Source organism: Cupriavidus sp. FW305-46 (assembly GCF_058787075.1).
On the sequence record NZ_JBYSZI010000004.1, the window covers coordinates 80199 to 100090 of the forward strand.

Consider the following 19892-nt stretch of genomic DNA (forward strand, 5'->3'; position numbering starts at 1 on the left):
ATGTCTCCCGATACCTACCTCTCGCACGGCGTGATCGATCCGGACGATTTCGGCGGCGTCGTCAATCCGCCGGTTTTCCATGCGTCGACGGTGACGTTTCGCAATCTCGACGACATGGAAGCGCGCGGGCGTGCCATGTCGGGCGCCGACACGGATGTCATGTGGTACGGCCGCAAAGGCACGCCGACCACCTTCGCGTTGCAGAACGCACTCGCGCAGCTCGAAGGCGGGCACCGTTCGCTGTTAGTGTCGTCCGGCCTGGCGGCGTGTACGAGCGCCATCATGGCATTCGTCAAAGCCGGCGATCACATTCTGGTGAGCGACAGCGTCTATGGCCCGACGCGCCACTACGTCGAAACGGTACTGGCCCGCTGCAACGTGTCAGCGACGTTCTACAACCCCACGCTTGGGTCCGACATCGCGGCCTTGTTCCGTCCGACCACGACGCTCGTGTTCGCCGAGTCACCGGGTTCGCAGACGTTCGAAATGCAGGACATTCCTGCCATTGCGAAGGTCGCACACCGGCATGGCGCGGTCGTCGTCATCGACAACACGTGGGCCACGCCCTTGTTCTTCAAGCCATTCGAGCACGGCGTGGACGTCTCCGTGCATGCGGGGACGAAATACATCGTTGGGCATTCGGACGCCTTGATGGGTGTGATCACGACCAACCGTGAGTCATGGAACACGGTGCGCGACTATGTCTTCGCCACTGGCCAGCACGCGGGCCCGGACGACGTCTATCTCGCGCAGCGGGGCTTGCGGACGATGGCCGTGCGCCTTGAGCGGCATCAGCGTAGCGGACTGGCAATTGCCGATTGGCTGGCGTGCCGCCCGGAGGTGGCCCGGGTATTGCACCCCGGGCTCCCTGGTGCGCCGGGCCACGCCCTTTGGCGTCGGGATTTCACGGGGGCTTCAGGATTGTTCAGCGTCGTGCTCAAGCCCGGATATGGGCGTGAGGCGTTCCGTGCCTTCATCGACGACCTGAAGCTGTTCCGCCTGGGCTTTTCCTGGGGCGGATTCGAGAGTCTGGTGATGCCCTTCGATCCCAGGGAGGAGCGCCCCGCAGCCGCCTGGCCGTATGCCGGCCAGGCATTTCGATTGCACGTGGGCCTGGAGGCCAAGGAGGATTTGATCGCCGACCTGGAAGCCGCGTTCCGCAGACTTGCCGTGCAGTAGCAGTGCCCTCAAAAAAATACCTATTCCTACATTGGAGACAAGACATGAAATCCCTGAAGCTGCTGTTGCAAAGCGCGTGCATCGCGACCCTCCTGATTGTCACGGCGCCCGCCGTGCACGCTGAAGATCTGCTGGATTCGGTCAAAGTCAGCGGTGTCCTGAAAGTCGGCATGGAGGGCACTTACCCACCCTTTGGCTATCGCAATGGCGACGGTCAGCTCGACGGCTTTGACGTGGCCGTAGCCAAAGCCGTGGCCGACAAGATGGGGCTCAAGGTCCAGTTCATCACCACCGAGTGGAGTGGCATCATTGCCGGCCTGCAAGCCGGCAAGTTCGACGTCATCGTCAACCAGGTGGGCATCACGCCGGCGCGCCGCCAGGCTCTGGATTTTACCCAGCCATACGTCTATTCCGCGGTCCAGGTACTTCAGCGCAACAATGACAAGCGCGAGTTCAATTCGCTTGAAGAGCTGAAGGGAAAATCCGTCGGCGTCACGCTGGGCAGCAACTATGCCGAACTGGCGAAATCCGTGCCGGGTATCCTGGTGCAGACCTATCCGGGTACGTCGGAAAACCTGCGTGACCTGGCGGCCGGGCGCATCGATGCGGCCCTCAATGACCGCCTGATGCTGCCATACCTGATCAAGAACTCCAAGATGCCGCTACGCACCGGCGCGCTGCTCGCTGGCACGAAGCTTGAGATGGGAATCCCGTTCCGCAAGGGCAATCCCAAGTTTGCCAAAGCCATTGACGACGCACTGAACGCGTTGCAGCAGGATGGCACGTTGCGCAAGCTGTCCATCCAGTGGTTGGGTACCGACGCCAGCAGACCCGTCGCCCAGTAATCGCTGCCACGCCGGCCGGCTCCTTCCATCGCTGCAGGCCTCGGCCTGGCCGGCCACGCGGCCACTTCTACGGATCGAATCATGGAATCTCTTGATCTAGTCATTCATGCATCGCCGGTACTCCTGCACGGAGCAGTGATCACCGTGAAATTTGCCCTGGCGTCGATGGTCTTCGGCCTGCTGGTCGGGATCGTGGTCGCCATCATGGGTATCAGCACCAGTCCAATCCTCGGCGGCATTGCGCGCGCCTATGTCAGTGTCATGCGCGGGACGCCGCTGCTGGTCCAGATGTTCGTCGTCTACTATGGCCTGCCAGACCTCGGCATTTCCCTGGACCCCACCAGCGCCGGCATTCTTACCCTCACGGCCAATGCCGGCGCGTACCTGTCGGAAAGCATGCGCGGCGCGATTCTCGGTATCGGCAGAGGGCAATGGAGCGCCGCGCACAGCCTCGGGCTGGGCCATCTGCAGACGCTGCGTTACATCGTCTGCCCGCAGGCCCTGCGGCTCGCCGTGCCAAGCCTCGGCAACACGCTCATCAGCCTGATCAAGGATACGTCGCTAGTGTCAGTCATCACCGTGACCGAGTTGCTCAGGTCGTCCCAGGAAATCATCGCATCAACGTTCCAACCGCTTCCCTTGTATCTGTCGGTAGCAGCGATCTACTGGCTGTTCAGCACCGGATTGTCATGGGCACAGCGACGCCTCGAGGCGCGTCTGACACTGCCTGTGACGCGTTGATCTAACGGGTCGGAAACCCGAAGAATGCAATCTGCAAGTAGGAGACAAAACGATGATCGCGCTCGAAGGCGTATCGAAGTGGTACGGTCAGTTCAAGGTGCTTGATGCGTGCAGCACCCAGGTAGAAAAAGGCGAGGTCGTGGTCATCTGCGGCCCTTCCGGATCAGGAAAATCCACGCTGATCAAAACGGTCAACGGCCTCGAGCCGTTTCAGCAGGGCCGGATCAGTGTGGACGGGGTAATGGTCGGTGATCCGAAGATCAAGCTCGCCCAGTTGCGTGCGCGGGTTGGCATGGTGTTTCAGCATTTTGAGCTGTTCCCGCATCTGTCCATTCTCGACAACCTGTCCCTGGCGCAGGTCAAAGTGTTGAAACGCCGCAAAGAGGAAGCACAGGAGAACGGCATGCGCCTGCTCGAGCGCGTCGGCCTGAAAGCGCATGCGCGGAAATACCCCGGGCAGCTTTCGGGCGGGCAGCAACAGCGCGTTGCCATTGCACGCGCGCTGTCGATGGATCCGATCGCCATGCTGTTCGACGAACCGACATCGGCGCTCGATCCCGAAATGATCAATGAGGTGCTGGACGTCATGGTCGAACTGGCACGCGAGGGCATGACGATGATCTGCGTCACCCATGAAATGGGGTTCGCGAAGAAGGTCGCCAGCCGCGTAATTTTCATGGATGGCGGCGCCATCGTCGAGGATACCGGCAAGGACGCCTTCTTCGGCGACCCGAAGTCGGCCCGTGCGAAGGAGTTTCTCGCAAAGATCCTGCATTGACTCACACCCGCTTGCATAAAGGCGGGGGCGGTCGGGGGCGATCAAGGTTCCCGCTGACAACGCCCGCCGCCGCACCGTCCTGGTCCACCTCCCCCAAAGTCGAAATCATGAAGATCTCGGATCGCCTTGCCGCTTTCTCCCGCCTCGATCTGGTCGGCGCGGTCACGCCCCTGCAAAAGCTTGATCGCCTGTCCGGGATGCTCGGGCGCGATATCTACGTCAAGCGGGATGACACCACACCACTTGCGTTTGGCGGAAACAAGCTGCGCAAGCTTGAGTTCCTGGCGGCTGACGCCTTGCGCCAGGGCGCCGATACGCTGGTAACGGCCGGAGCCATACAGTCGAATCATGTCCGCCAGACGGCGGCGCTGGCGGCCCGTCTTGGGCTACGCTGCAACGCGTTGCTGGAGAACCCGACCGGCACGGCAGACGGCGACTACCTGCACAGCGGCAACCGCCTGCTGCTCGATTTGTTCGACGCACAGGCCGAGCCGGTTACTAGTCTCGACAACGCCGACGCACAGTTGCAAGCCCTTGCGGAACGGCTGCGTGGCGAGGGGCACAAGCCGTATGTCATCCCAATCGGCGGGTCCAATCCGCTGGGGGCATTGGGGTATGTACGTGCCGGCCTGGAGCTGGCGCAGCAAGCCGAGGAGATGGGTCTTGCGTTCTCGGCGGTCGTGCTGGCGTCCGGCAGTGCCGGAACCCATGGCGGGCTTGCGTTTGCGCTCGCACACGCGATGCCGGATACACCGGTCGTCGGCGTTACCGTGTCGCGCAGCGTCGCGGCGCAAACGCCGAAGGTGGCTGGGCTGATCGAAGGGACTGCCGCGCTGCTCGATGTCGCGGTGCCGGCAGGGCTGAAGGTCGAGTTGTGGGACGAGTACTTCGCACCTCGCTATGGTGAACCCAACCAGGCGGGACTGGAGGCCATCCGCATCCTGGCAGGTACCGAAGGTGTGTTGCTCGATCCCGTCTATACGGGGAAGGCGATGGCTGGTTTGCTCGATGGCGTCGCGCGCGGGCGTTTTGCTTCGGATGGCCCGGTGTTGTTCCTGCATACCGGTGGTGCGCCGGCGTTGTTTGCGTATCGCAATGCAATCAATACAGGTCCGAGGGACTAAAGCGGGAACGGAGGGGAAGTCGACACCACCGCCCAGCCCCGCCGCGGCAACGCGAAGCGCGGAGCCAAAAGACAAGGCGCCTCGAGGGCGCCCTGTATGCTCGATTAAAAGCGGATTACACGTTACTCCCACTCAATCGTCGCCGGCGGTTTCCCCGACACGTCATACACAACCCGGTTCAGGCCACGTACTTCGTTAATGATCCGGTTAGAGCAACGGCCCAGCAGCGCATAGGGCAGGTGCGCCCAGTGCGCGGTCATGAAATCGGTGGTCTGCACCGCGCGCAGCGCCACGACGTAGTCGTAGGTGCGGCCGTCGCCCATCACGCCCACGGACTTGACCGGCAGGAACACGGCGAAGGCCTGGCTGGTCAGGTCGTACCAGCTCTTGCCGACCTGGTCCGGCTCGCACAGGCCTGCGGCGGCGTCCTGTTCGGTGGCGATGGTCTTGCGCAGTTCTTCGATGAAGATCGCATCGGCGCGGCGCAGCAGGTCGGCGTAGTCGCGCTTGACTTCGCCCAGGATGCGCACGCCCAGGCCCGGGCCCGGGAACGGGTGGCGGTAGACCATTTCCGGCGGCAGGCCCAGGGCCACGCCCAGCTCGCGCACTTCGTCCTTGAACAGGTCGCGCAGCGGCTCCAGCAGCTTCAGGCCCAGCGTTTCCGGCAGGCCGCCGACGTTGTGGTGGCTCTTGATGGTGGTGGCCTTCTTGGTCTTGGTGCCGCCCGACTCCACCACGTCCGGATAGATCGTGCCCTGCGCCAGCCACTTGGCGTTGGTCAGCTTCCTGGCCTCGGCCTGGAATACTTCGACGAACTCGCGGCCGATGATCTTGCGCTTCTGCTCGGGATCGGTCACGCCGGCCAGATGGCCGAGGAACTGATCGGAGGCGTCGATATGCACGACCTTGGCGTGCAGGCGGCCGACAAACATTTCCATCACCAGCTTGCCTTCGTCCTGGCGCAGCAGGCCGTGGTCGACGAACACGCAGGTGAGCTGATCGCCGATGGCGCGGTGGATCAGCGCCGCGGCCACCGACGAGTCGACGCCGCCGGACAGGCCCAGGATGACTTCTTCATCGCCGACCTGCTCGCGGATCTTGGCAACTGCTTCCTCGATATGGTCGCGCATGACCCAGTCAGGCTTGCAGCCGGCGATGCCGAGCACGAAGCGCTCCAGCATCTGGCGGCCCTTGGCGGTATGCGTGACCTCGGGGTGGAACTGCACCGCGTAGTAGCCGCGCGCCTCGTCGGCCATGCCGGCGATCGGGCAGCTGGGGGTGGAGGCCATCAGCTTGAAGCCCGGCGGCAGGCCGGCAACCTTGTCGCCGTGGCTCATCCAGACCTTGAGCATGCCATGGCCTTCCGGCGTGCGGAAATCCTCGATGTCCTTGAGCAGGTTGGTGTGGCCATGGGCGCGCACCTCGGCGTAGCCGAATTCGCGCTGGTCGCTCCACTCGACCTTGCCGCCCAGCTGCACGGCCATGGTCTGCATGCCGTAGCAGATGCCCAGCACCGGCACGCCCAGGTCCCACACGGCTTGCGGCGCGCGCAGCTGGTGGTCTTCATAGGTGCTGGCGTGGCTGCCGGACAGGATGATGGCCTTGGGGGCGAACTCGCGGACGAAGTCGTCGGAGACGTCGTTCGGGTGGATCTCGCAATAGACGTGCGCCTCGCGGACGCGGCGGGCGATCAGCTGCGTGACCTGCGAGCCGAAATCAAGAATGAGGATTTTGTCGTGCATGATGGGCCGATGGCGTGTCTTCCGGAATGGGCTCGGTCACGACTTCCGTGCCGGGGCCATAGCCCGGCGGCGGCGTGATGACCGGCTCGCGCCGGTATTCTGGGGTATTCGTTGGGCGCGCCGCGGGGGCGACGCCGGGTTCCTTGCGGACTTCCTTCTTGTGTTCCTGTTCCTGCAGTGCGCGCTCGGCCTTCAGCTGCCTTTCGCGGTTGCGCACGCGCCTGGAAGCGGGAATCTGCACCAGCGCAAAAAACGCCAGCACCACTGCCATCACCGGCAGCCAGATCTTGCCCGCGCCGACCAGCGGCAGTTCCATGAACACCATCCAGGCAATGATCAGCACTGCGCTGGCCAGGTTCACATAGCCGGCTGTGCGCGCCACTGGCACCGTCAGCTGGCCGTTGAATGTTGCCTGCCACAGCAGCGCGGCCAGGCCGACCAGTGCCACGCCCAGCAGCTGCCCGAACAGGGCCGGTTGCGGCTGCGGCAACTGCAGCGCCGCATACAGCGTGGTGAACGGGGACATCAACAGCAGGATGCCCAGCATCAAATCCACCAGGGCATCAAAAAACAGCACGGCTCGCAGCAATACCTTCATTGGCGCTCCTCGTCATGGGCCTGGCCGATGGTGCGGCCGGCGGGTGCGGCCCACGTTCAGGCAACACCGGCTTGGCGAGCGGCCGGGCCGGATGGCATTCCGGTCAGGCGAAGGCGCCGCCCGCGGCAATGCGCCCTCGCCCCGACGACGTTGCGGCCGCGCACCGCCGCGAGGCGACGGGCGCAGCCGCTGCGCCTCAGTCGATATGGTAGTTCGGCGCTTCCTTGGTGATCTGCACGTCGTGCACGTGCGATTCACGCATGCCGGCTGCCGTGATCTGGACGAACTGGGCGCTCTCGTGCCAGTCGGCAATCGACTTGCTGCCGCAATAGCCCATCGAGGCACGCACGCCGCCGGTCAGCTGGTGGATGATCGCCATCACCGAGCCCTTGTACGGCACGCGGCCTTCAATGCCTTCCGGCACCAGCTTGTCGACGTTGGCGGTGTTGTCTTCCTGGAAGTAGCGGTCTGCCGCGCCATCCTTCATCGCACCCACCGAACCCATGCCGCGGTAGCTCTTGAACGAACGGCCCTGGAACAGGAAGGTTTCGCCCGGCGCTTCCTCGGTACCCGAGAACATGCCGCCCATCATCACCGTGTGGGCGCCGGCCGCCAGGGCCTTGGCCACATCGCCGGAGTAGCGCACGCCGCCGTCAGCGATCAGCGGCACGCCGGTGCCCTTGAGGGCCTCGGCCACGTTGGAAACCGCCGTGATCTGGGGCACGCCCACGCCGGCAACGATACGCGTGGTGCAGATCGAGCCCGGGCCGATGCCGACCTTGACGCCGTCGGCGCCATGCTCGACCAGCGCACGCGCGGCATCGCCGGTGGCGATATTGCCGCCAACCACCTGCACCTGCGGGAAGTTCTGCTTGACCCAGCGCACGCGGTCCAGCACGCCCTGGCTATGGCCGTGCGCCGTATCCACCACAATCACATCGACGCCGGCCTTGACCAGCAGTTCGACGCGCTCGTCGTTGTCCGGGCCCACGCCGACCGCGGCGCCTACGCGCAGCTGGCCGCGCTCGTCCTTGCTGGCGAGCGGATTGTCCACTGCCTTCTGGATGTCCTTCACCGTGATCAGGCCGCGCAGCTCGAAGGCCTGGTTGACCACCAGCACGCGCTCAAGGCGGTGGCGGTTCATCAGGCGCTTGGCTTCTTCCAGCGTCGCGCCTTCGGCCACGGTCACCAGCTTTTCGCGGGGCGTCATCTTGGCGCGCACCGGGGCGTCGAGCTCTTCCTCGAAGCGCAGGTCGCGGTTGGTGATGATGCCGACCACGGCCTTGCCTTCCAGCACCGGGAAGCCGGAAATGCCATGTTGCTGCGACAGCGCGATCACATCGCGGACCTTCATGTCCGGCGAAATGGTGATCGGATCACGCAGCACGCCCGACTCATAGCGCTTCACGCGCGCGACTTCGCGGGCCTGGTCGGCGGGCTTCAGGTTCTTGTGGACGATGCCGATACCGCCGGCCTGCGCCATGGAAATCGCCAGGCGGGCTTCCGTCACTGTGTCCATCGCCGCGGATACCAGCGGGATGTTCAGTTCAATGGAGCGGGTCAGGCTGGTGCGGAGGGAGACATCCCGGGGAAGGACGGCCGAATAGGCCGGGACGAGCAGCACGTCATCGAATGTGAGTGCTTTCTGGACAAGACGCATAGCAAATCCTCTAGGCGCAAAACCGAATTATACAGGAATGCGCGCTTTGCTGATGCACTGCAATGGGCTTTCCTGGAAGCGGTCTGCTATGCTCGTCGTCCTTTTATTCGGGCGAACGCGAAGCATGGGAATCGGCGTATTGTGCGGGCTGCTGGCAGGCGCCTTCTGGGGCATGGTCTTTATCGCCCCCAAGCTGCTGCCCGTGTTCTCGCCGTGGGAGCTGGCCATCGGCCGCTACCTGGCCTACGGCCTGGTCGCCTTCGTGGCCGCGCTGCCGCTGATGAAGCGCATCGCGCGCAAGCTGACCCGGGCGGACTGCGTGGCGCTGCTGCGCCAGGCCTTCACCGGCAACCTGCTCTACTACGTGCTGCTGGCCTTCGGCGTGCAGCTCGCCGGGGTGGGTCCCACCTCCCTGATCATCGGCATTCTGCCGATCTCGGTCACCATCATGGGCCGGCGCGACCACGGCGCCATGCCGCTGTCGCGGCTGGCGTGGCCGCTGCTGGTGGTGGCCGCCGGCATCGCCTGCATCAATATCGACCTGTTCGGCGGCGGCCAGAGCGCCCACGCGGCGGCAGCCGGCGCGGCAGTCCGGCCGGTCTGGCAGAAACTGGCCGGGGTCTGCTGCGCAGCCGGCGCGCTGGTCTGCTGGACGCTCTACGCGGTCGATAACGCACGCTACCTGCAGCGCAACCCGCACTACAGCGGCAATGAATGGTCGGCGCTGTACGGGTTGTCGACCGGCGCGGTGTCGGCGGTGCTGGCCGTGATCGGCTGGGCGCTGGCGGGCGACACGCTGACCGCGGGCGACAGTGGCCGTGACTGGCAGTGGTTCTGGATGGTCAATGCCGCGGTGGCGCTGGGCGCATCACTGATCGGCAACAACCTGTGGAACATCGCCAGCCGGCGCCTGCCGCTGACGCTGTCGGGCCAGATGATCGTGTTCGAGACGCTGTTCGCGCTGGCCTACGGTTTTGTCTTCGACCACCGCTGGCCGCGGCCGCTGGAAATCGCCGCCATTGTGTTGCTGATGGTCGGCGTGGCCTGGTCGGTGCGCTTGCACGCCACCGACAAGTCTGCGTAGACTAGCGAACGATGGCGCGGGGGTCACACGCGCCACGAACAACAGCTTTACCAGGGTCAAACCGGCGCTACGCACCTGATACCGGGCGGGCGCCAAGCCATCGCCGCGGCTGTCCTGCCGCGGCATCGCCATGCGCCCAGCCGGCGGCCCAGCACGATTCCAGCCGCACCAGTTACTTCCGAGTCACTTTAAGACGCCTCGCCATGAAACGATCGTCCGCGCTGTGCCTGCTTGCCGCCGCCACTCTCGCCGTTCCCGTCCAGGCCCTTGCCTACTGGCAATGGCGCGACGCCAACGGCCGCATGGTCTACAGCGACGTGCCGCCGTCGGCGGCGGCAGCCAAGGTGCTGCGCGCCCCGGGCCGCTTCGCCGGCGAGCTGCAGCCGGTGGAGGCCGCCAATGCCGGGGCGCCCGCCCCTGCTGCCCCGGCTCCGGCCAAGCCCGCCGCGGCCCCGGCGCCGACGCCCGAAGAAGCCTTCCAGAAGCGCCGCGAGGCCAGCCTGAAAGCCGCTACCGAAGAGGCCCGCAAGGAAAGCGAGGCGGCCGAGCGCGAGGCCCGCTGCGCGCAGCTGCGCAACTACGCCAACGGCCTGCAGCAAGGCATGCGCGCCGCGGTGGCGGGTCCGGACGGTTCGCTGCAGCACCTGAACAGCGACCAGCGCCAGGCCGAGGTGCTCAAGACCAACGCCAGCCTCGAGAAGAACTGCAGCTGAAACCAAAGAAAAACGGGGCGCATCGGCCCCGTTTGCATGCCTGGCAGGCTCGGCTCAACCGCTGCCGCGCAACCACTTCTGGCCTTCGCGCGTGCCGCCCGCGCGCTGCTTCTGCACGCGCTTGCGGCGCGCCTGCTTGGGATCGGCGGTCAAGGGCCGGTAGACCTCCACGCGGTCGCCTTCGCGCACCACCGTCTCCGGCGTCTTGAGCTTGCCGAAGATGCCCACCCGCATGGTCGACGGGTCCACCTCCGGACAGGCCTGCTGCAGCCCGGAGCCGACTATGGCCGCGGCAATCGTGGTGCCGGCTGGCACGTCGATCTCCTTCAGGAAGACGCTATCGGGCCGCGCATAGCAGACCGCGATATGCACCGCCCCCGCGCCGGCGTCAGTTGGCGACATAGACCACCTCGGCCCGCTTGACGAAGGCGTCGACAAAGGTATTGGCAATCATGCTGAAGACCGGGCCGATGATTTTTTCCAGCAGCAGGCTGGAAAACTCATAGTGCAGGTGGAATTCGATCTTGCAGGCGTCTTCGCGCAGGGGCGTAAAGCGCCATGCGCCGTTGAAGGTCTTGAACGGCCCGTCGGCAAAGGTCATGTCGATGCGGGTGGGGCGTTCTTGCGTATTGCGGGTGTGGAAGAACTGCTGGATCCCCTTGAAGTGGATATGGATCTTGGCGTCGAGCATGGTATCGGTCTGCTCGAACACCTCCACGCCACCGCACCATGGAAGGAACTTGGGATAGTCCTCCACGCGCGTGACCAGGTCGTACATCTGCGCGGCGGAGTAGCCGAGCAGCACGGATTTATGGACGTCTGCCATGTAGTGGGCAATCTGGCTTCCGGCCACGCCGTGCGCAACGCGCGGCAGCATGAGCCGGTACCGGGGCTGGTTTGCTAAAATGCCAATTTTAGCCGACGCTGGCGCATGGCGGCACCTCGCCATGCGGCACTGCAGCGATCCGACCGGATTCCACTCATTGTTCCCCCACCCGCACGCATGACCATCGCAGACAACAAAAAGGCCTTTTTCGACTACTTCATCGAAGAGCGATATGAGGCCGGGATCGTGCTGGAAGGCTGGGAAGTCAAGGCGATCCGGGCCAACCGCGTGCAGATCAAGGAGGGCTACGTGGTGGTGCGCGATGCCGAGATGTTCCTGATCGGCGCCCATATCAGCCCGCTGCAAAGCGCCTCCACCCACGTCAATCCCGACCCGGTGCGCACCCGCAAGCTGCTGCTCAAGGCCGACGAGATCAAGAAGCTGATCGGCAAGGTCGAGCAGCGCGGCTATACCCTGGTCCCGCTGAACCTGCACTACACGCGCGGCCGCGTCAAATGCGAGATCGGCCTGGCCAAGGGCAAGAAGCAGTTCGACAAGCGCGAGACCGAGAAACAGCGCGACTGGCAGCGCGAGAAGGCCCGCATCATGAAGGGCGACGCCAAGGACTGAGCCCCGGCGCCGCGCTGCCGCGGCGTGTCCGTCAGCCCCTTCAGGCAGCCTTCTGCTGCCCCTTCACGATCTGCAGGGCGGCCGCGATCATGCTGCTCATGTCGCCCATATTGCCCGGCACGATCAGCGTATTGCCCTGCTTGGCCAGGTTGCCGAAGGCGGCCACGTATTCCTCAGCCACCTTCAGGTTGACCGCATCCATGCCACCTTCGGTGCGGATCGCATTGCCGATCTTCTGGATCGCCTGCGCGTTGGCCTCGGCCACCGCCAGGATCGCGCTCGCCTCGCCCTGGGCCGTGTTGATGGCGGCCTGCCGCTCGCCCTCTGACTTCTGGATCGCCGCCTCGCGCGCGCCCGTGGCCAGGTTGATCTGCTCCTGGCGCTTGCCCTCCGACGCCGCGATCAGCGCGCGCTTTTCACGTTCGGCGGTGATCTGCGCCTGCATCGCGTGCAGGATCTCCTTGGGCGGGGTCAGGTCCTTGATCTCGTAGCGCAGCACCTTGACGCCCCAGTTGGATGCGGCCTCGTCCAGCGCGTTGACCACGCTGTGGTTGATGAACTCGCGCTCCTCGAAGGTCTTGTCGAGCTCCAGCTTGCCGATCACCGAGCGCAGCGTGGTCTGCGACAGCTGCGTGATCGCCACCACGAAATTGCTCGATCCGTACGATGCCTTCATCGGGTCCGTGACCTGGAAGTACAGCACGCCATCGACCTGCAGCTGGGTGTTGTCCTTGGTGATGCAGACCTGGCTGGGCACGTCCAGCGGGATTTCCTTGAGCACGTGCTTGTAGGCGACGCGGTCGACGAACGGCACCACGATCGACAGCCCCGGCGTCAGCGTCGCGTGGTAGCGGCCCAGGCGCTCGAGCACCCAGGCATGCTGCTGCGGCACGATCTTGATGCCCTTGGCAATCAGCACGATAACGGCAATGAGGATGATCAGCGGCAACAAACCAAGCTGAAATGCGAGCATGTAACGACCCTCCAGACAGAAGACAGCAGTACGGAGCCGCCAGGCGGCGGCAGGCGGATCGCAGCGCGACAATTGCCGCGCTGCGCATTAAGACAGGGTTTCAGCGGGGAGACACGACCAGGGTGCTGCCGCGCACCGCGACGATGCGGTGGCGTCCTGGTGCGGCGGCACAGTTGGGCGCCAGCTCCACGGTCCAGTCGGCGCCGCGGTACGGCACGCGGGCGCGCCCGTTGGCGTCCCAGCCGGGCACGTCCAGCTCCTGGCCGATATCGATATTGACGTTGGGATCGGCGGCGGCGTTGCCGCGCCGCAGCTTGCCAAAGCGGGTGCGGCGCAGGCCTGCGATCAGCACCGCAGCGACCAGCGCCGCCACCAGCGTCTGCGCGGCCGGCGACAATCCCAGCAAGGCCCCCACGCCGCCGGCGGCCAGCCCCACCGCCACCATCAGCAGGTAGAAGGTGCCGGTGTTCATCTCGATGATCACCAGCGCGACCGCTGCCACGAACCAGATGTAGTACGCCATCCAAGCTCCCGTTCGTCCAGATACATCCCGAAAAGTAAAAACCCCGCAGCGCCTTTCAGCGTCTGCGGGGCAGTAGCAACACCTGACGCAGGGCCGGTGCCTGCCGGCTGCCAGAAGGCGCCGGCAATGTCGTTATTGTGACGTCAAATGCTTCAGGAAGCCAGCTTTTGCCAGGTCTCGACCACCGAGTCCGGATTCAGCGAGATCGACTTGATGCCTTCCTTGGTCAGCCATTCGGCAAAGTCCGGATGGTCCGAAGGGCCCTGGCCGCAGATGCCGACGTACTTGTCCAGGCGGAGGCACGCCTCGATGGCGCGCGACAGCATGAACCGCACTGCCGGATCGCGCTCGTCGAAGTCCTTGGCCAGCAGCTCCATGCCGGAGTCGCGGTCCAGGCCCAGCGTGAGCTGGGTCAGGTCGTTCGAGCCGATCGAGAAGCCGTCGAAGTACTGCAGGAACTCTTCGGCCAGGATCGCGTTGGACGGCACTTCGCACATCATGATGACGCGCAGGCCGTTCTCGCCGCGCTTCAGGCCGTGCTTGGCCAGCAGCTCGATGACCTTCTCGGCCTGGCCCAGCGTACGCACGAACGGCACCATGATCTCGACGTTGGTCAGGCCCATTTCATCGCGCACGCGCTTCATGGCCTTGCATTCCATCTCGAACGCTTCGGCGAAGTCGTCGGCGATATAGCGCGAGGCGCCGCGGAAGCCCAGCATCGGGTTTTCCTCGTCCGGCTCGTAGCGCGAACCGCCGATCAGCTTCTTGTACTCGTTGGACTTGAAGTCCGACAGGCGCACGATCACGGGCTTCGGGTAGAAGGCCGCGCCGATGGTGGCGATGCCCTCGGCCAGCTTGTCGACGTAGAACGCGCGCGGGCTGGCATGGCCGCGGGCCACGCTTTCCACGGCCTTCTTCAGGTCGGCATCGACTTGCGGGTAGTCGAGGATGGCTTTCGGGTGGACGCCGATGTTGTTGTTGATGATGAATTCCAGGCGGGCCAGGCCGACGCCGCAGTTCGGGATCTGCGCGAAGTCGAACGCCAGCTGCGGGTTGCCCACGTTCATCATCAGCTTGACGTCGATTTCCGGCATGTCGCCACGCTGGACTTCGGTCACTTCGGTTTCCAGCAGGCCGTCGTAGATGCGGCCTTCGTCGCCTTCGGCGCAAGACACGGTTACCAGCGTGCCGTCCTTGAGGATGTCAGTGGCATCGCCGCAGCCGACCACGGCCGGCACGCCCAGTTCACGCGCGATGATGGCGGCGTGGCAGGTACGGCCGCCACGGTTGGTGACGATGGCCGAGGCGCGCTTCATCACCGGCTCCCAGTTCGGGTCGGTCATGTCGGCCACCAGCACGTCGCCGGGCTGCACGCGTTCCATCTCGGACGGGTCGTTGATCACGCGCACCGGGCCGGTGCCGATCTTCTGGCCGATGGCGCGGCCGCTGGTCAGCACGGGGGCGGTGCCCTTGAGCTTGAAGCGCAGCTCGGCCTTGCCGGCGGACTGGCTCTTCACCGTTTCCGGGCGGGCCTGCAGGATGTAGATCTTGCCATCCTTGCCGTCCTTGCCCCACTCGATGTCCATCGGGCGGCCATAGTGCTTCTCGATGATCATCGCGTAGCGGGACAGCTCGGTCACGTCCTCGTCGCTGATCGAGTAGCGGTTGCGCAGTTCGCCCGGCACGTCGACGGTCTTCACGCGGCCGGCTTCGCCCGGCTTGGTGAATTCCATCTTGATCAGCTTGGAGCCGATCGAGCGGCGGATGATCGGGTACTTGCCGGCCTGCAGCGTCGGCTTGAAGACGTAGAACTCGTCCGGGTTGACCGCGCCCTGCACCACCGTTTCGCCCAGGCCGTAGCTGGAGGTGATGAAGACCACGTCGGGGAAGCCGGATTCGGTGTCGATGGTGAACATCACGCCCGAAGCGGCCAGGTCCGAACGGACCATGCGCTGGATACCGGCGGACAGTGCCACCACGTCATGGGCAAAGCCCTTGTGCACGCGGTAGGAAATGGCGCGGTCGTTGTACAGCGACGCGAACACGTGCTTGATCTTGTCGAGCACGTCGTCGATGCCGCTGACGTTCAGGTAGGACTCCTGCTGGCCGGCGAACGAGGCGTCGGGCAGGTCTTCGGCGGTGGCCGACGAACGCACGGCGAACGAGGCCTCGGCGCCTTCGCGCTCGGCCACGCGGGCGTAGGATTCACGGATTTCCTGTTCCAGGCGCGGCTGGAACGGCGCGGAGGCGACCCACTCGCGGATCTCGGCACCGGCCTCGGCCAGGGCCTTGACGTCGTCGACGTTCAGGGTCTTCAGGCGCTGGGAAATGCGCTCGGTCAGGTTGTTGTGGGCAAGGAAGTCGCGGAAGGCGAGCGCGGTGGTGGCAAAGCCGCCGGGAACTCGGACGCCGGCCTCCGCCAGCTGGGAGATCATCTCGCCCAGCGACGAATTCTTGCCGCCGACGATTTCCACGTCAGCCATGCGCAACTGCTCGAACGGCAACACGTAGGCGCCGTTATCTGCCTGGTTAGTCATGAGAGCCTCAAAACAAAGTAGAAAACTTGTCGCCCATGTCCGGTATGTTCTTGGAGTTCTGTTCCCGGACTGATCGCTTGGCTAAGCAACCCCGAACTGGCGCTGCGGACCTGGCGCTACGGCTCTCATCGCGTAGCGCAGATTGTCGACAATTCCGGGCCCGGATTGTTCCATGGGCGGGCACCCTGCGGAATTGCTTAGCGAAAAGATCGCCGCTATTCTACCGTGCTGCGCCGCACTTTTCTGCGGAAGATTGAATCTATTTATTTATTGCGCCATCCCCATGTCCCTGCCAGAAGCGCCCGGAACGGCGACGCCCGGGTCCCAGCCTGGAACGCAGCCTGAATCCCCCTCCGCTCCCGCGCCCCAGGCCAGCGAGCGCCCTGCGGTCCGCACCGTGTTCATCGTCTCGGATGGCACCGGCATCACGGCGGAGACGTTCAGCCACTCCATCCTGGCCCAGTTCGAGATGCGCTTCCGCAAGGTGCGCATGCCCTTCGTCGATACCCCGGAAAAGGCACATATCGCCGTCGGCAAGATCAATGAGGCATTCCACAACGAAGGCGTGCCGCCCATCGTCTTCACCACCCTGGTCAACCAGGAAGCGAACAAGGCACTGCGCCGCGCCAAGGCGATGATCCTGGACATGTTCCAGACCTTCATCGAGCCGCTTGAGAAAGAACTGGGGCTGAAGTCGACTCACGCCATCGGCCGCTTCCACCAGAACGCTGATACAGAGGCTTACAAAAACCGGATCGAGGCGATCAACTTCTCGCTGGCGCATGATGACGGCCAGTCACACAAGAACCTGGAAGAAGCCGATGTGATCCTGGTGGGCGTGTCGCGCAGCGGCAAGACGCCGACCAGCCTCTACCTGGCCATGCAATACGGGCTGAAGGCGGCCAATTACCCGCTGATCCCCGACGATTTCGAGCGCGGCCGGCTGCCGTCGGCGTTGTATGCGTTCAAGCCGAAGATCTTCGGCCTGTCGATCGATCCGCAGCGCCTGACCGAGATCCGCAACGAGCGCCGCCCCGGCAGCAAGTACGCGGCGCTGGAAAACTGCCGCTACGAGGTCAACGAAGCCGAGGCCATGATGCGGCGCGAAGGCATCAAATGGCTGTCATCGACGCACAAGTCCATCGAGGAAATCGCGACCACGATCCTGCAGGAGATCAAGGTCGATCGCGACAACTACTAAGCAAGAAGCGGCCGCTCAGGCCGCTTTTTTTGCACTGCCGGCGCAGCCTCAGGCGGCGCGCCGCTGGCGCACTGCCTCGAACAGGCAGATGGCGGTCGCCGCCGCCACGTTCAGCGATTCCAGCCCGCCCGGTTGCGGGATTCCCACCTTGCGCGTGACGTGCGCCATCCAGGCGTCGCTGACCCCTGCCCCCTCGTTGCCGACCACCCAGGCCACCGGCCCGCGCAGGTCGGTTTCGAATACCGCGGCATCGGCGTGCGACGAAGTCGCCAGCAGCGGCACCGCGAGGCGCGGCGCAAGCGACTCAAGCGTGCAGTGCTCGACGATATTCAGGTGAAAGTTGGCACCCATGCCAGCACGCAGCGTCTTGACCGACCAGGCAAAGGCACAGCCGGTGGCAAGGAAGGCATGCTGGATGCCGGCGGCGGCGGCGCTGCGCAGGATCGAGCCGACATTGCCGGCATCCTGCACCCCGTCCAGGATGATGCAGTCCTGCTCGATGCGCGCAGGCAGATGCCCGACCGGCGTCTCGATCACCAGCATCAGATCGATGCCATTGACCACGCCGCTGATCTGCGTGAACAGTGCATCGGCCAGCACTACCACGCGGTCGGCCTCGATCAGCGCCAGCACCGGCGCCACCTCGGCATGGTCGTAGTGCCGTTCCGACACCACACAGGTGACGGGCTGGCCGCGCGCGGCCACATAGGCCTGCGCCAGGTGCACGCCGTCGAGCAGCGACTGCCCTGCCTTGCGGCGCTGGTGCGTGGAAGTGGCCAAGGCCTTCAGATGCTTGAACAGCGCGTTGTCGCGCGAGGTGACGTGCTTCACGATGCGGGAATTGTCGGGATACGCCGGTTGCCCCTCAGGGCGCGACCGTGACCGATACCGAGGCGCTGGCCCCGGTGACTTCGATGACTTCGGTAACTTCGGCCACCGCGGTGAACATGGGCCGCTGCTGCAGCGCCTCGCGCACGGGCGCAAACGAACGGCGGTGGTGCGGCGTGGCGCCGAACTCGGCCAGCGCAGCCAGATGCTGCGGCGTGCCGTAGCCGACGTGCGAATCGAAGCCGTACTGCGGATAGCGCTCGTGCAGCACCTTCAGCTCGCGGTCGCGCGCCACCTTGGCCAGGATCGACGCCGCCGAGATCGCCTTGACCAGCGCATCGCCCTGGACAATGGCTTCGACCGGGAACGGCACCTGCGGGCAACGATTGCCATCGACCTGCACCAGGTCCGGCACGATGCCGCTGGCGGCCAGCCCCTGCACGGCACGCTGCATTGCCAGCATGCTCGCGTGCAGGATGTTGAGCGTATCGATCTCCTCGACCGTGGCAAAGGCGATATGCCAGCCCAGCGCGCGTTCGCAGATCTTTTCGTAGAGCTGCTCGCGCTTGGCGGCAGTCAGGATCTTGGAGTCGGCCAAGCCGCGAATCGGACGCTTCGGGTCCAGGATCACCGCGGCGGCATAGACCGGCCCGGCCAGCGGGCCGCGGCCCGCTTCGTCAACGCCGCACAGGCGCTGCACGGCGGCAGCGGCCGGGGCGAGATCGAGGCCCATCTGGGGAGAAGCGGCATTGCGGCGCGCCATCAGACGGTCCCCCGGCTGTGCATCAGATCCACCACCACATCGGCGGCCAGTTGCGCGGTATTGCACTTCAGCGTCTCGTGCATGCGGGTGAAATGCTCGTAGAGGAAGGCGGTGTTGCCCTCGTCGTTGAGCTGCAGCAGCGTTTCGCGGGCCAGCGCCTCGGGCGTGGCATCGTCCTGCAGCAGTTCCGGCACGACGAAGCGCCCTGAAAGGATATTAGGCAATCCCACGTACGGCAGGTAACCCTGCCGCTTCATGATCTGCGCGGTCAGCCAGGGCACCTTGTACGAGATCACCATGGGCTTCTTGTACAGCGCCGCTTCCAGCGTGGCGGTGCCGCTGGCCAGCAGCACCACGTCGGCCGCCTCCATCGCCTGGTGCGACTTGCCGTCGACGATGGTCAGGCGCAGTTCTGGATACTGCGCGTGCAGTTCCTCGACGATGCCGCGCAGCTGCGCGCTCGCCACCGGCAGCACGAACGCCAGGTTCGGGTCCATGCGCTGCATGCGAGCCATGGCGGCAAAGAAGGTGGCGCCGAGGTTGCGCACTTCGGACTGGCGGCTGCCCGGCAGCACGGCGACGATGCGGTGCCCGGCCGGCAGGCCGAGTTCGGCGCGCGCGCCGGCGACGTCGGGCACCATCGGGATCACGTCAGCCAGCGGATGGCCCACGTAGGTGGCCGGGATGCCGGCCTTGGCGTAGATCTCCGGCTCGAACGGGAACAGGCACAGGATGTGGTCCACCGCGCGCGCGATGGTGCGGATGCGCCCGCCGCGCCAGGCCCAGATCGACGGGCTGACAAAATGCACCACCGGGATGCCGGCACGGCGCAGCGGCACTTCCAGGCCGAAATTGAAGTCCGGGGCGTCAACCCCGATAAAGCATTGCGGCGGATTGGCCAGCAGCCAGTCGCGCACCGCGCGCCGCGTGGCCAGGATCTCGCGCAGCGAGCCCAGGACCTCGACATAGCCGTTGACCGACAGTGTTTCCATCGGCCAGCGCGAGGTGAAGCCCTGCGCCATCATGCGCTTGCCGCCGATGCCGGCGTACTCGACCGTATCGCCCAGGCGGGACTGCAGCCCGCCCATCATCAACGATGCCAGCAGGTCGCCCGAGGCCTCGCCGGCGACCATGGCGATGGTGCCGC

Annotated in this window: 20 protein-coding genes; 9 read left to right on the forward strand and 11 right to left on the reverse strand. The window is 65.0% G+C overall.

Going from position 1 to position 19892, the window contains the following annotated elements; translation table 11 throughout:
* From metC to AC3WON_RS03140, 5 genes are all read left to right on the forward strand, one after another.
* Entirely contained in the window at nt 1–1179 is a 1179-nt protein-coding gene (metC, locus tag AC3WON_RS03120) for a cystathionine beta-lyase (protein WP_492317822.1), read from the forward strand.
* Between the two features lie 44 nt (nt 1180–1223).
* Complete coding sequence (locus AC3WON_RS03125) at nt 1224–2024, forward strand: transporter substrate-binding domain-containing protein (protein WP_316149854.1); 801 nt, start codon at nt 1224–1226, stop codon at nt 2022–2024.
* An 81-nt stretch (nt 2025–2105) separates the two neighbouring features.
* On the forward strand, nt 2106–2765 hold the full coding sequence (locus AC3WON_RS03130) for an amino acid ABC transporter permease (protein ID WP_492317823.1): 660 nt from the start codon (nt 2106–2108) through the stop codon (nt 2763–2765).
* A 52-nt stretch (nt 2766–2817) separates the two neighbouring features.
* On the forward strand, nt 2818–3543 hold the full coding sequence (locus tag AC3WON_RS03135; RefSeq protein WP_492317824.1) for an amino acid ABC transporter ATP-binding protein: 726 nt from the start codon (nt 2818–2820) through the stop codon (nt 3541–3543).
* A gap of 107 nt (nt 3544–3650) precedes the next feature.
* Nucleotides 3651–4667, forward strand: coding sequence for a D-cysteine desulfhydrase (locus AC3WON_RS03140; RefSeq protein WP_492317825.1), 1017 nt, complete (start codon nt 3651–3653; stop codon nt 4665–4667).
* Between the two features lie 122 nt (nt 4668–4789).
* On the opposite strand, the gene guaA is transcribed toward AC3WON_RS03140, so the two are convergent.
* The 3 genes from guaA to guaB all read right to left on the reverse strand — a co-directional run bounded on the left by guaA (nt 4790) and on the right by guaB (nt 8667).
* Nucleotides 4790–6409 (reverse strand): glutamine-hydrolyzing GMP synthase, encoded by a 1620-nt coding sequence (guaA, locus tag AC3WON_RS03145; protein WP_492351126.1) that lies wholly within the window; start codon nt 6407–6409, stop codon nt 4790–4792.
* Nucleotides 6384–7007, reverse strand: coding sequence for a membrane protein (locus AC3WON_RS03150; RefSeq protein ID WP_010809575.1), 624 nt, complete (start codon nt 7005–7007; stop codon nt 6384–6386). Before AC3WON_RS03150 ends, guaA begins: the two co-directional genes overlap by 26 nt.
* Nucleotides 7008–7203: 196 nt before the next feature.
* Complete coding sequence (gene guaB / locus AC3WON_RS03155; protein ID WP_010809576.1) at nt 7204–8667, reverse strand: IMP dehydrogenase; 1464 nt, start codon at nt 8665–8667, stop codon at nt 7204–7206.
* Nucleotides 8668–8791: 124 nt separating this feature from the next.
* Between guaB and AC3WON_RS03160 the strand changes: the two genes are divergently transcribed.
* On the forward strand, nt 8792–9751 hold the full coding sequence (locus tag AC3WON_RS03160) for a DMT family transporter (protein ID WP_492317827.1): 960 nt from the start codon (nt 8792–8794) through the stop codon (nt 9749–9751).
* A 203-nt stretch (nt 9752–9954) separates the two neighbouring features.
* Entirely contained in the window at nt 9955–10464 is a 510-nt protein-coding gene (locus AC3WON_RS03165; RefSeq protein ID WP_492317828.1) for a DUF4124 domain-containing protein, read from the forward strand.
* A gap of 54 nt (nt 10465–10518) precedes the next feature.
* On the opposite strand, the gene AC3WON_RS03170 is transcribed toward AC3WON_RS03165, so the two are convergent.
* Both AC3WON_RS03170 and AC3WON_RS03175 read right to left on the reverse strand, forming a co-directional pair.
* Nucleotides 10519–10866: an RnfH family protein gene (locus AC3WON_RS03170; protein ID WP_492317829.1), complete on the reverse strand. Its 348-nt coding sequence runs from the start codon at nt 10864–10866 to the stop codon at nt 10519–10521.
* On the reverse strand, nt 10853–11290 hold the full coding sequence (locus tag AC3WON_RS03175; RefSeq protein WP_010809580.1) for a type II toxin-antitoxin system RatA family toxin: 438 nt from the start codon (nt 11288–11290) through the stop codon (nt 10853–10855). The genes AC3WON_RS03170 and AC3WON_RS03175 overlap by 14 nt, the downstream gene beginning before the upstream one ends.
* Nucleotides 11291–11467: 177 nt before the next feature.
* Here AC3WON_RS03175 and smpB point away from each other — a divergent pair, with 177 nt between their 5' ends.
* Nucleotides 11468–11920 (forward strand): SsrA-binding protein SmpB, encoded by a 453-nt coding sequence (gene smpB, locus AC3WON_RS03180; RefSeq protein WP_013956942.1) that lies wholly within the window; start codon nt 11468–11470, stop codon nt 11918–11920.
* A gap of 40 nt (nt 11921–11960) precedes the next feature.
* Here smpB and AC3WON_RS03185 read toward each other — a convergent pair whose 3' ends face one another.
* The 3 genes from AC3WON_RS03185 to ppsA form a co-directional block, all read right to left on the reverse strand.
* The gene (locus AC3WON_RS03185) at nt 11961–12893 is read right to left on the reverse strand and encodes an SPFH domain-containing protein (protein WP_010809582.1); all 933 of its coding nucleotides are present in this window, start codon (nt 12891–12893) and stop codon (nt 11961–11963) included.
* Between the two features lie 100 nt (nt 12894–12993).
* Nucleotides 12994–13416 (reverse strand): NfeD family protein, encoded by a 423-nt coding sequence (locus AC3WON_RS03190; protein WP_010809583.1) that lies wholly within the window; start codon nt 13414–13416, stop codon nt 12994–12996.
* A 152-nt stretch (nt 13417–13568) separates the two neighbouring features.
* On the reverse strand, nt 13569–15953 hold the full coding sequence (gene ppsA / locus AC3WON_RS03195) for a phosphoenolpyruvate synthase (protein WP_492351127.1): 2385 nt from the start codon (nt 15951–15953) through the stop codon (nt 13569–13571).
* A gap of 397 nt (nt 15954–16350) precedes the next feature.
* On the opposite strand from ppsA, the gene ppsR reads away from it, so the two are divergent.
* Entirely contained in the window at nt 16351–17154 is an 804-nt protein-coding gene (gene ppsR, locus AC3WON_RS03200; protein ID WP_010809585.1) for a posphoenolpyruvate synthetase regulatory kinase/phosphorylase PpsR, read from the forward strand.
* Nucleotides 17155–17202: 48 nt separating this feature from the next.
* Here the strand turns inward: ppsR and AC3WON_RS03205 are convergent, their stop codons facing one another.
* From AC3WON_RS03205 to lpxB, 3 genes are read right to left on the reverse strand one after another with little or no spacing between them, the layout of a single operon-like run.
* Entirely contained in the window at nt 17203–17985 is a 783-nt protein-coding gene (locus AC3WON_RS03205) for a TrmH family RNA methyltransferase (protein WP_492351128.1), read from the reverse strand.
* 34 nt (nt 17986–18019) lie between these two features.
* Complete coding sequence (gene rnhB, locus AC3WON_RS03210; RefSeq protein WP_492317832.1) at nt 18020–18745, reverse strand: ribonuclease HII; 726 nt, start codon at nt 18743–18745, stop codon at nt 18020–18022.
* Nucleotides 18745–19878, reverse strand: a complete 1134-nt coding sequence (gene lpxB / locus AC3WON_RS03215) for a lipid-A-disaccharide synthase (RefSeq protein WP_371258342.1) — start codon at nt 19876–19878, stop codon at nt 18745–18747. Before lpxB ends, rnhB begins: the two co-directional genes overlap by 1 nt.
* Nucleotides 19879–19892: the final 14 nt, after the last annotated feature.

Bases quoted from the DNA above. Each gene is read 5' to 3' on its own strand.
- rnhB (WP_492317832.1), bottom strand. From the start codon at position 18,745: ATGGCGCGCCGCAATGCCGCTTCTCCCCAGATGGGCCTCGATCTCGCC.
- AC3WON_RS03135 (WP_492317824.1), top strand. From the start codon at position 2,818: ATGATCGCGCTCGAAGGCGTATCGAAGTGGTACGGTCAGTTCAAGGTG.
- guaB (WP_010809576.1), bottom strand. From the start codon at position 8,667: ATGCGTCTTGTCCAGAAAGCACTCACATTCGATGACGTGCTGCTCGTC.
- guaA (WP_492351126.1), bottom strand. From the start codon at position 6,409: ATGCACGACAAAATCCTCATTCTTGATTTCGGCTCGCAGGTCACGCAG.
- AC3WON_RS03175 (WP_010809580.1), bottom strand. From the start codon at position 11,290: ATGGCAGACGTCCATAAATCCGTGCTGCTCGGCTACTCCGCCGCGCAG.
- AC3WON_RS03150 (WP_010809575.1), bottom strand. From the start codon at position 7,007: ATGAAGGTATTGCTGCGAGCCGTGCTGTTTTTTGATGCCCTGGTGGAT.
- AC3WON_RS03125 (WP_316149854.1), top strand. From the start codon at position 1,224: ATGAAATCCCTGAAGCTGCTGTTGCAAAGCGCGTGCATCGCGACCCTC.
- lpxB (WP_371258342.1), bottom strand. From the start codon at position 19,878: ATGGTCGCCGGCGAGGCCTCGGGCGACCTGCTGGCATCGTTGATGATG.
- AC3WON_RS03140 (WP_492317825.1), top strand. From the start codon at position 3,651: ATGAAGATCTCGGATCGCCTTGCCGCTTTCTCCCGCCTCGATCTGGTC.
- ppsA (WP_492351127.1), bottom strand. From the start codon at position 15,953: ATGACTAACCAGGCAGATAACGGCGCCTACGTGTTGCCGTTCGAGCAG.
- AC3WON_RS03170 (WP_492317829.1), bottom strand. From the start codon at position 10,866: ATGTCGCCAACTGACGCCGGCGCGGGGGCGGTGCATATCGCGGTCTGC.
- AC3WON_RS03160 (WP_492317827.1), top strand. From the start codon at position 8,792: ATGGGAATCGGCGTATTGTGCGGGCTGCTGGCAGGCGCCTTCTGGGGC.
- metC (WP_492317822.1), top strand. From the start codon at position 1: ATGTCTCCCGATACCTACCTCTCGCACGGCGTGATCGATCCGGACGAT.
- AC3WON_RS03165 (WP_492317828.1), top strand. From the start codon at position 9,955: ATGAAACGATCGTCCGCGCTGTGCCTGCTTGCCGCCGCCACTCTCGCC.
- smpB (WP_013956942.1), top strand. From the start codon at position 11,468: ATGACCATCGCAGACAACAAAAAGGCCTTTTTCGACTACTTCATCGAA.
- AC3WON_RS03190 (WP_010809583.1), bottom strand. From the start codon at position 13,416: ATGGCGTACTACATCTGGTTCGTGGCAGCGGTCGCGCTGGTGATCATC.
- AC3WON_RS03130 (WP_492317823.1), top strand. From the start codon at position 2,106: ATGGAATCTCTTGATCTAGTCATTCATGCATCGCCGGTACTCCTGCAC.
- AC3WON_RS03185 (WP_010809582.1), bottom strand. From the start codon at position 12,893: ATGCTCGCATTTCAGCTTGGTTTGTTGCCGCTGATCATCCTCATTGCC.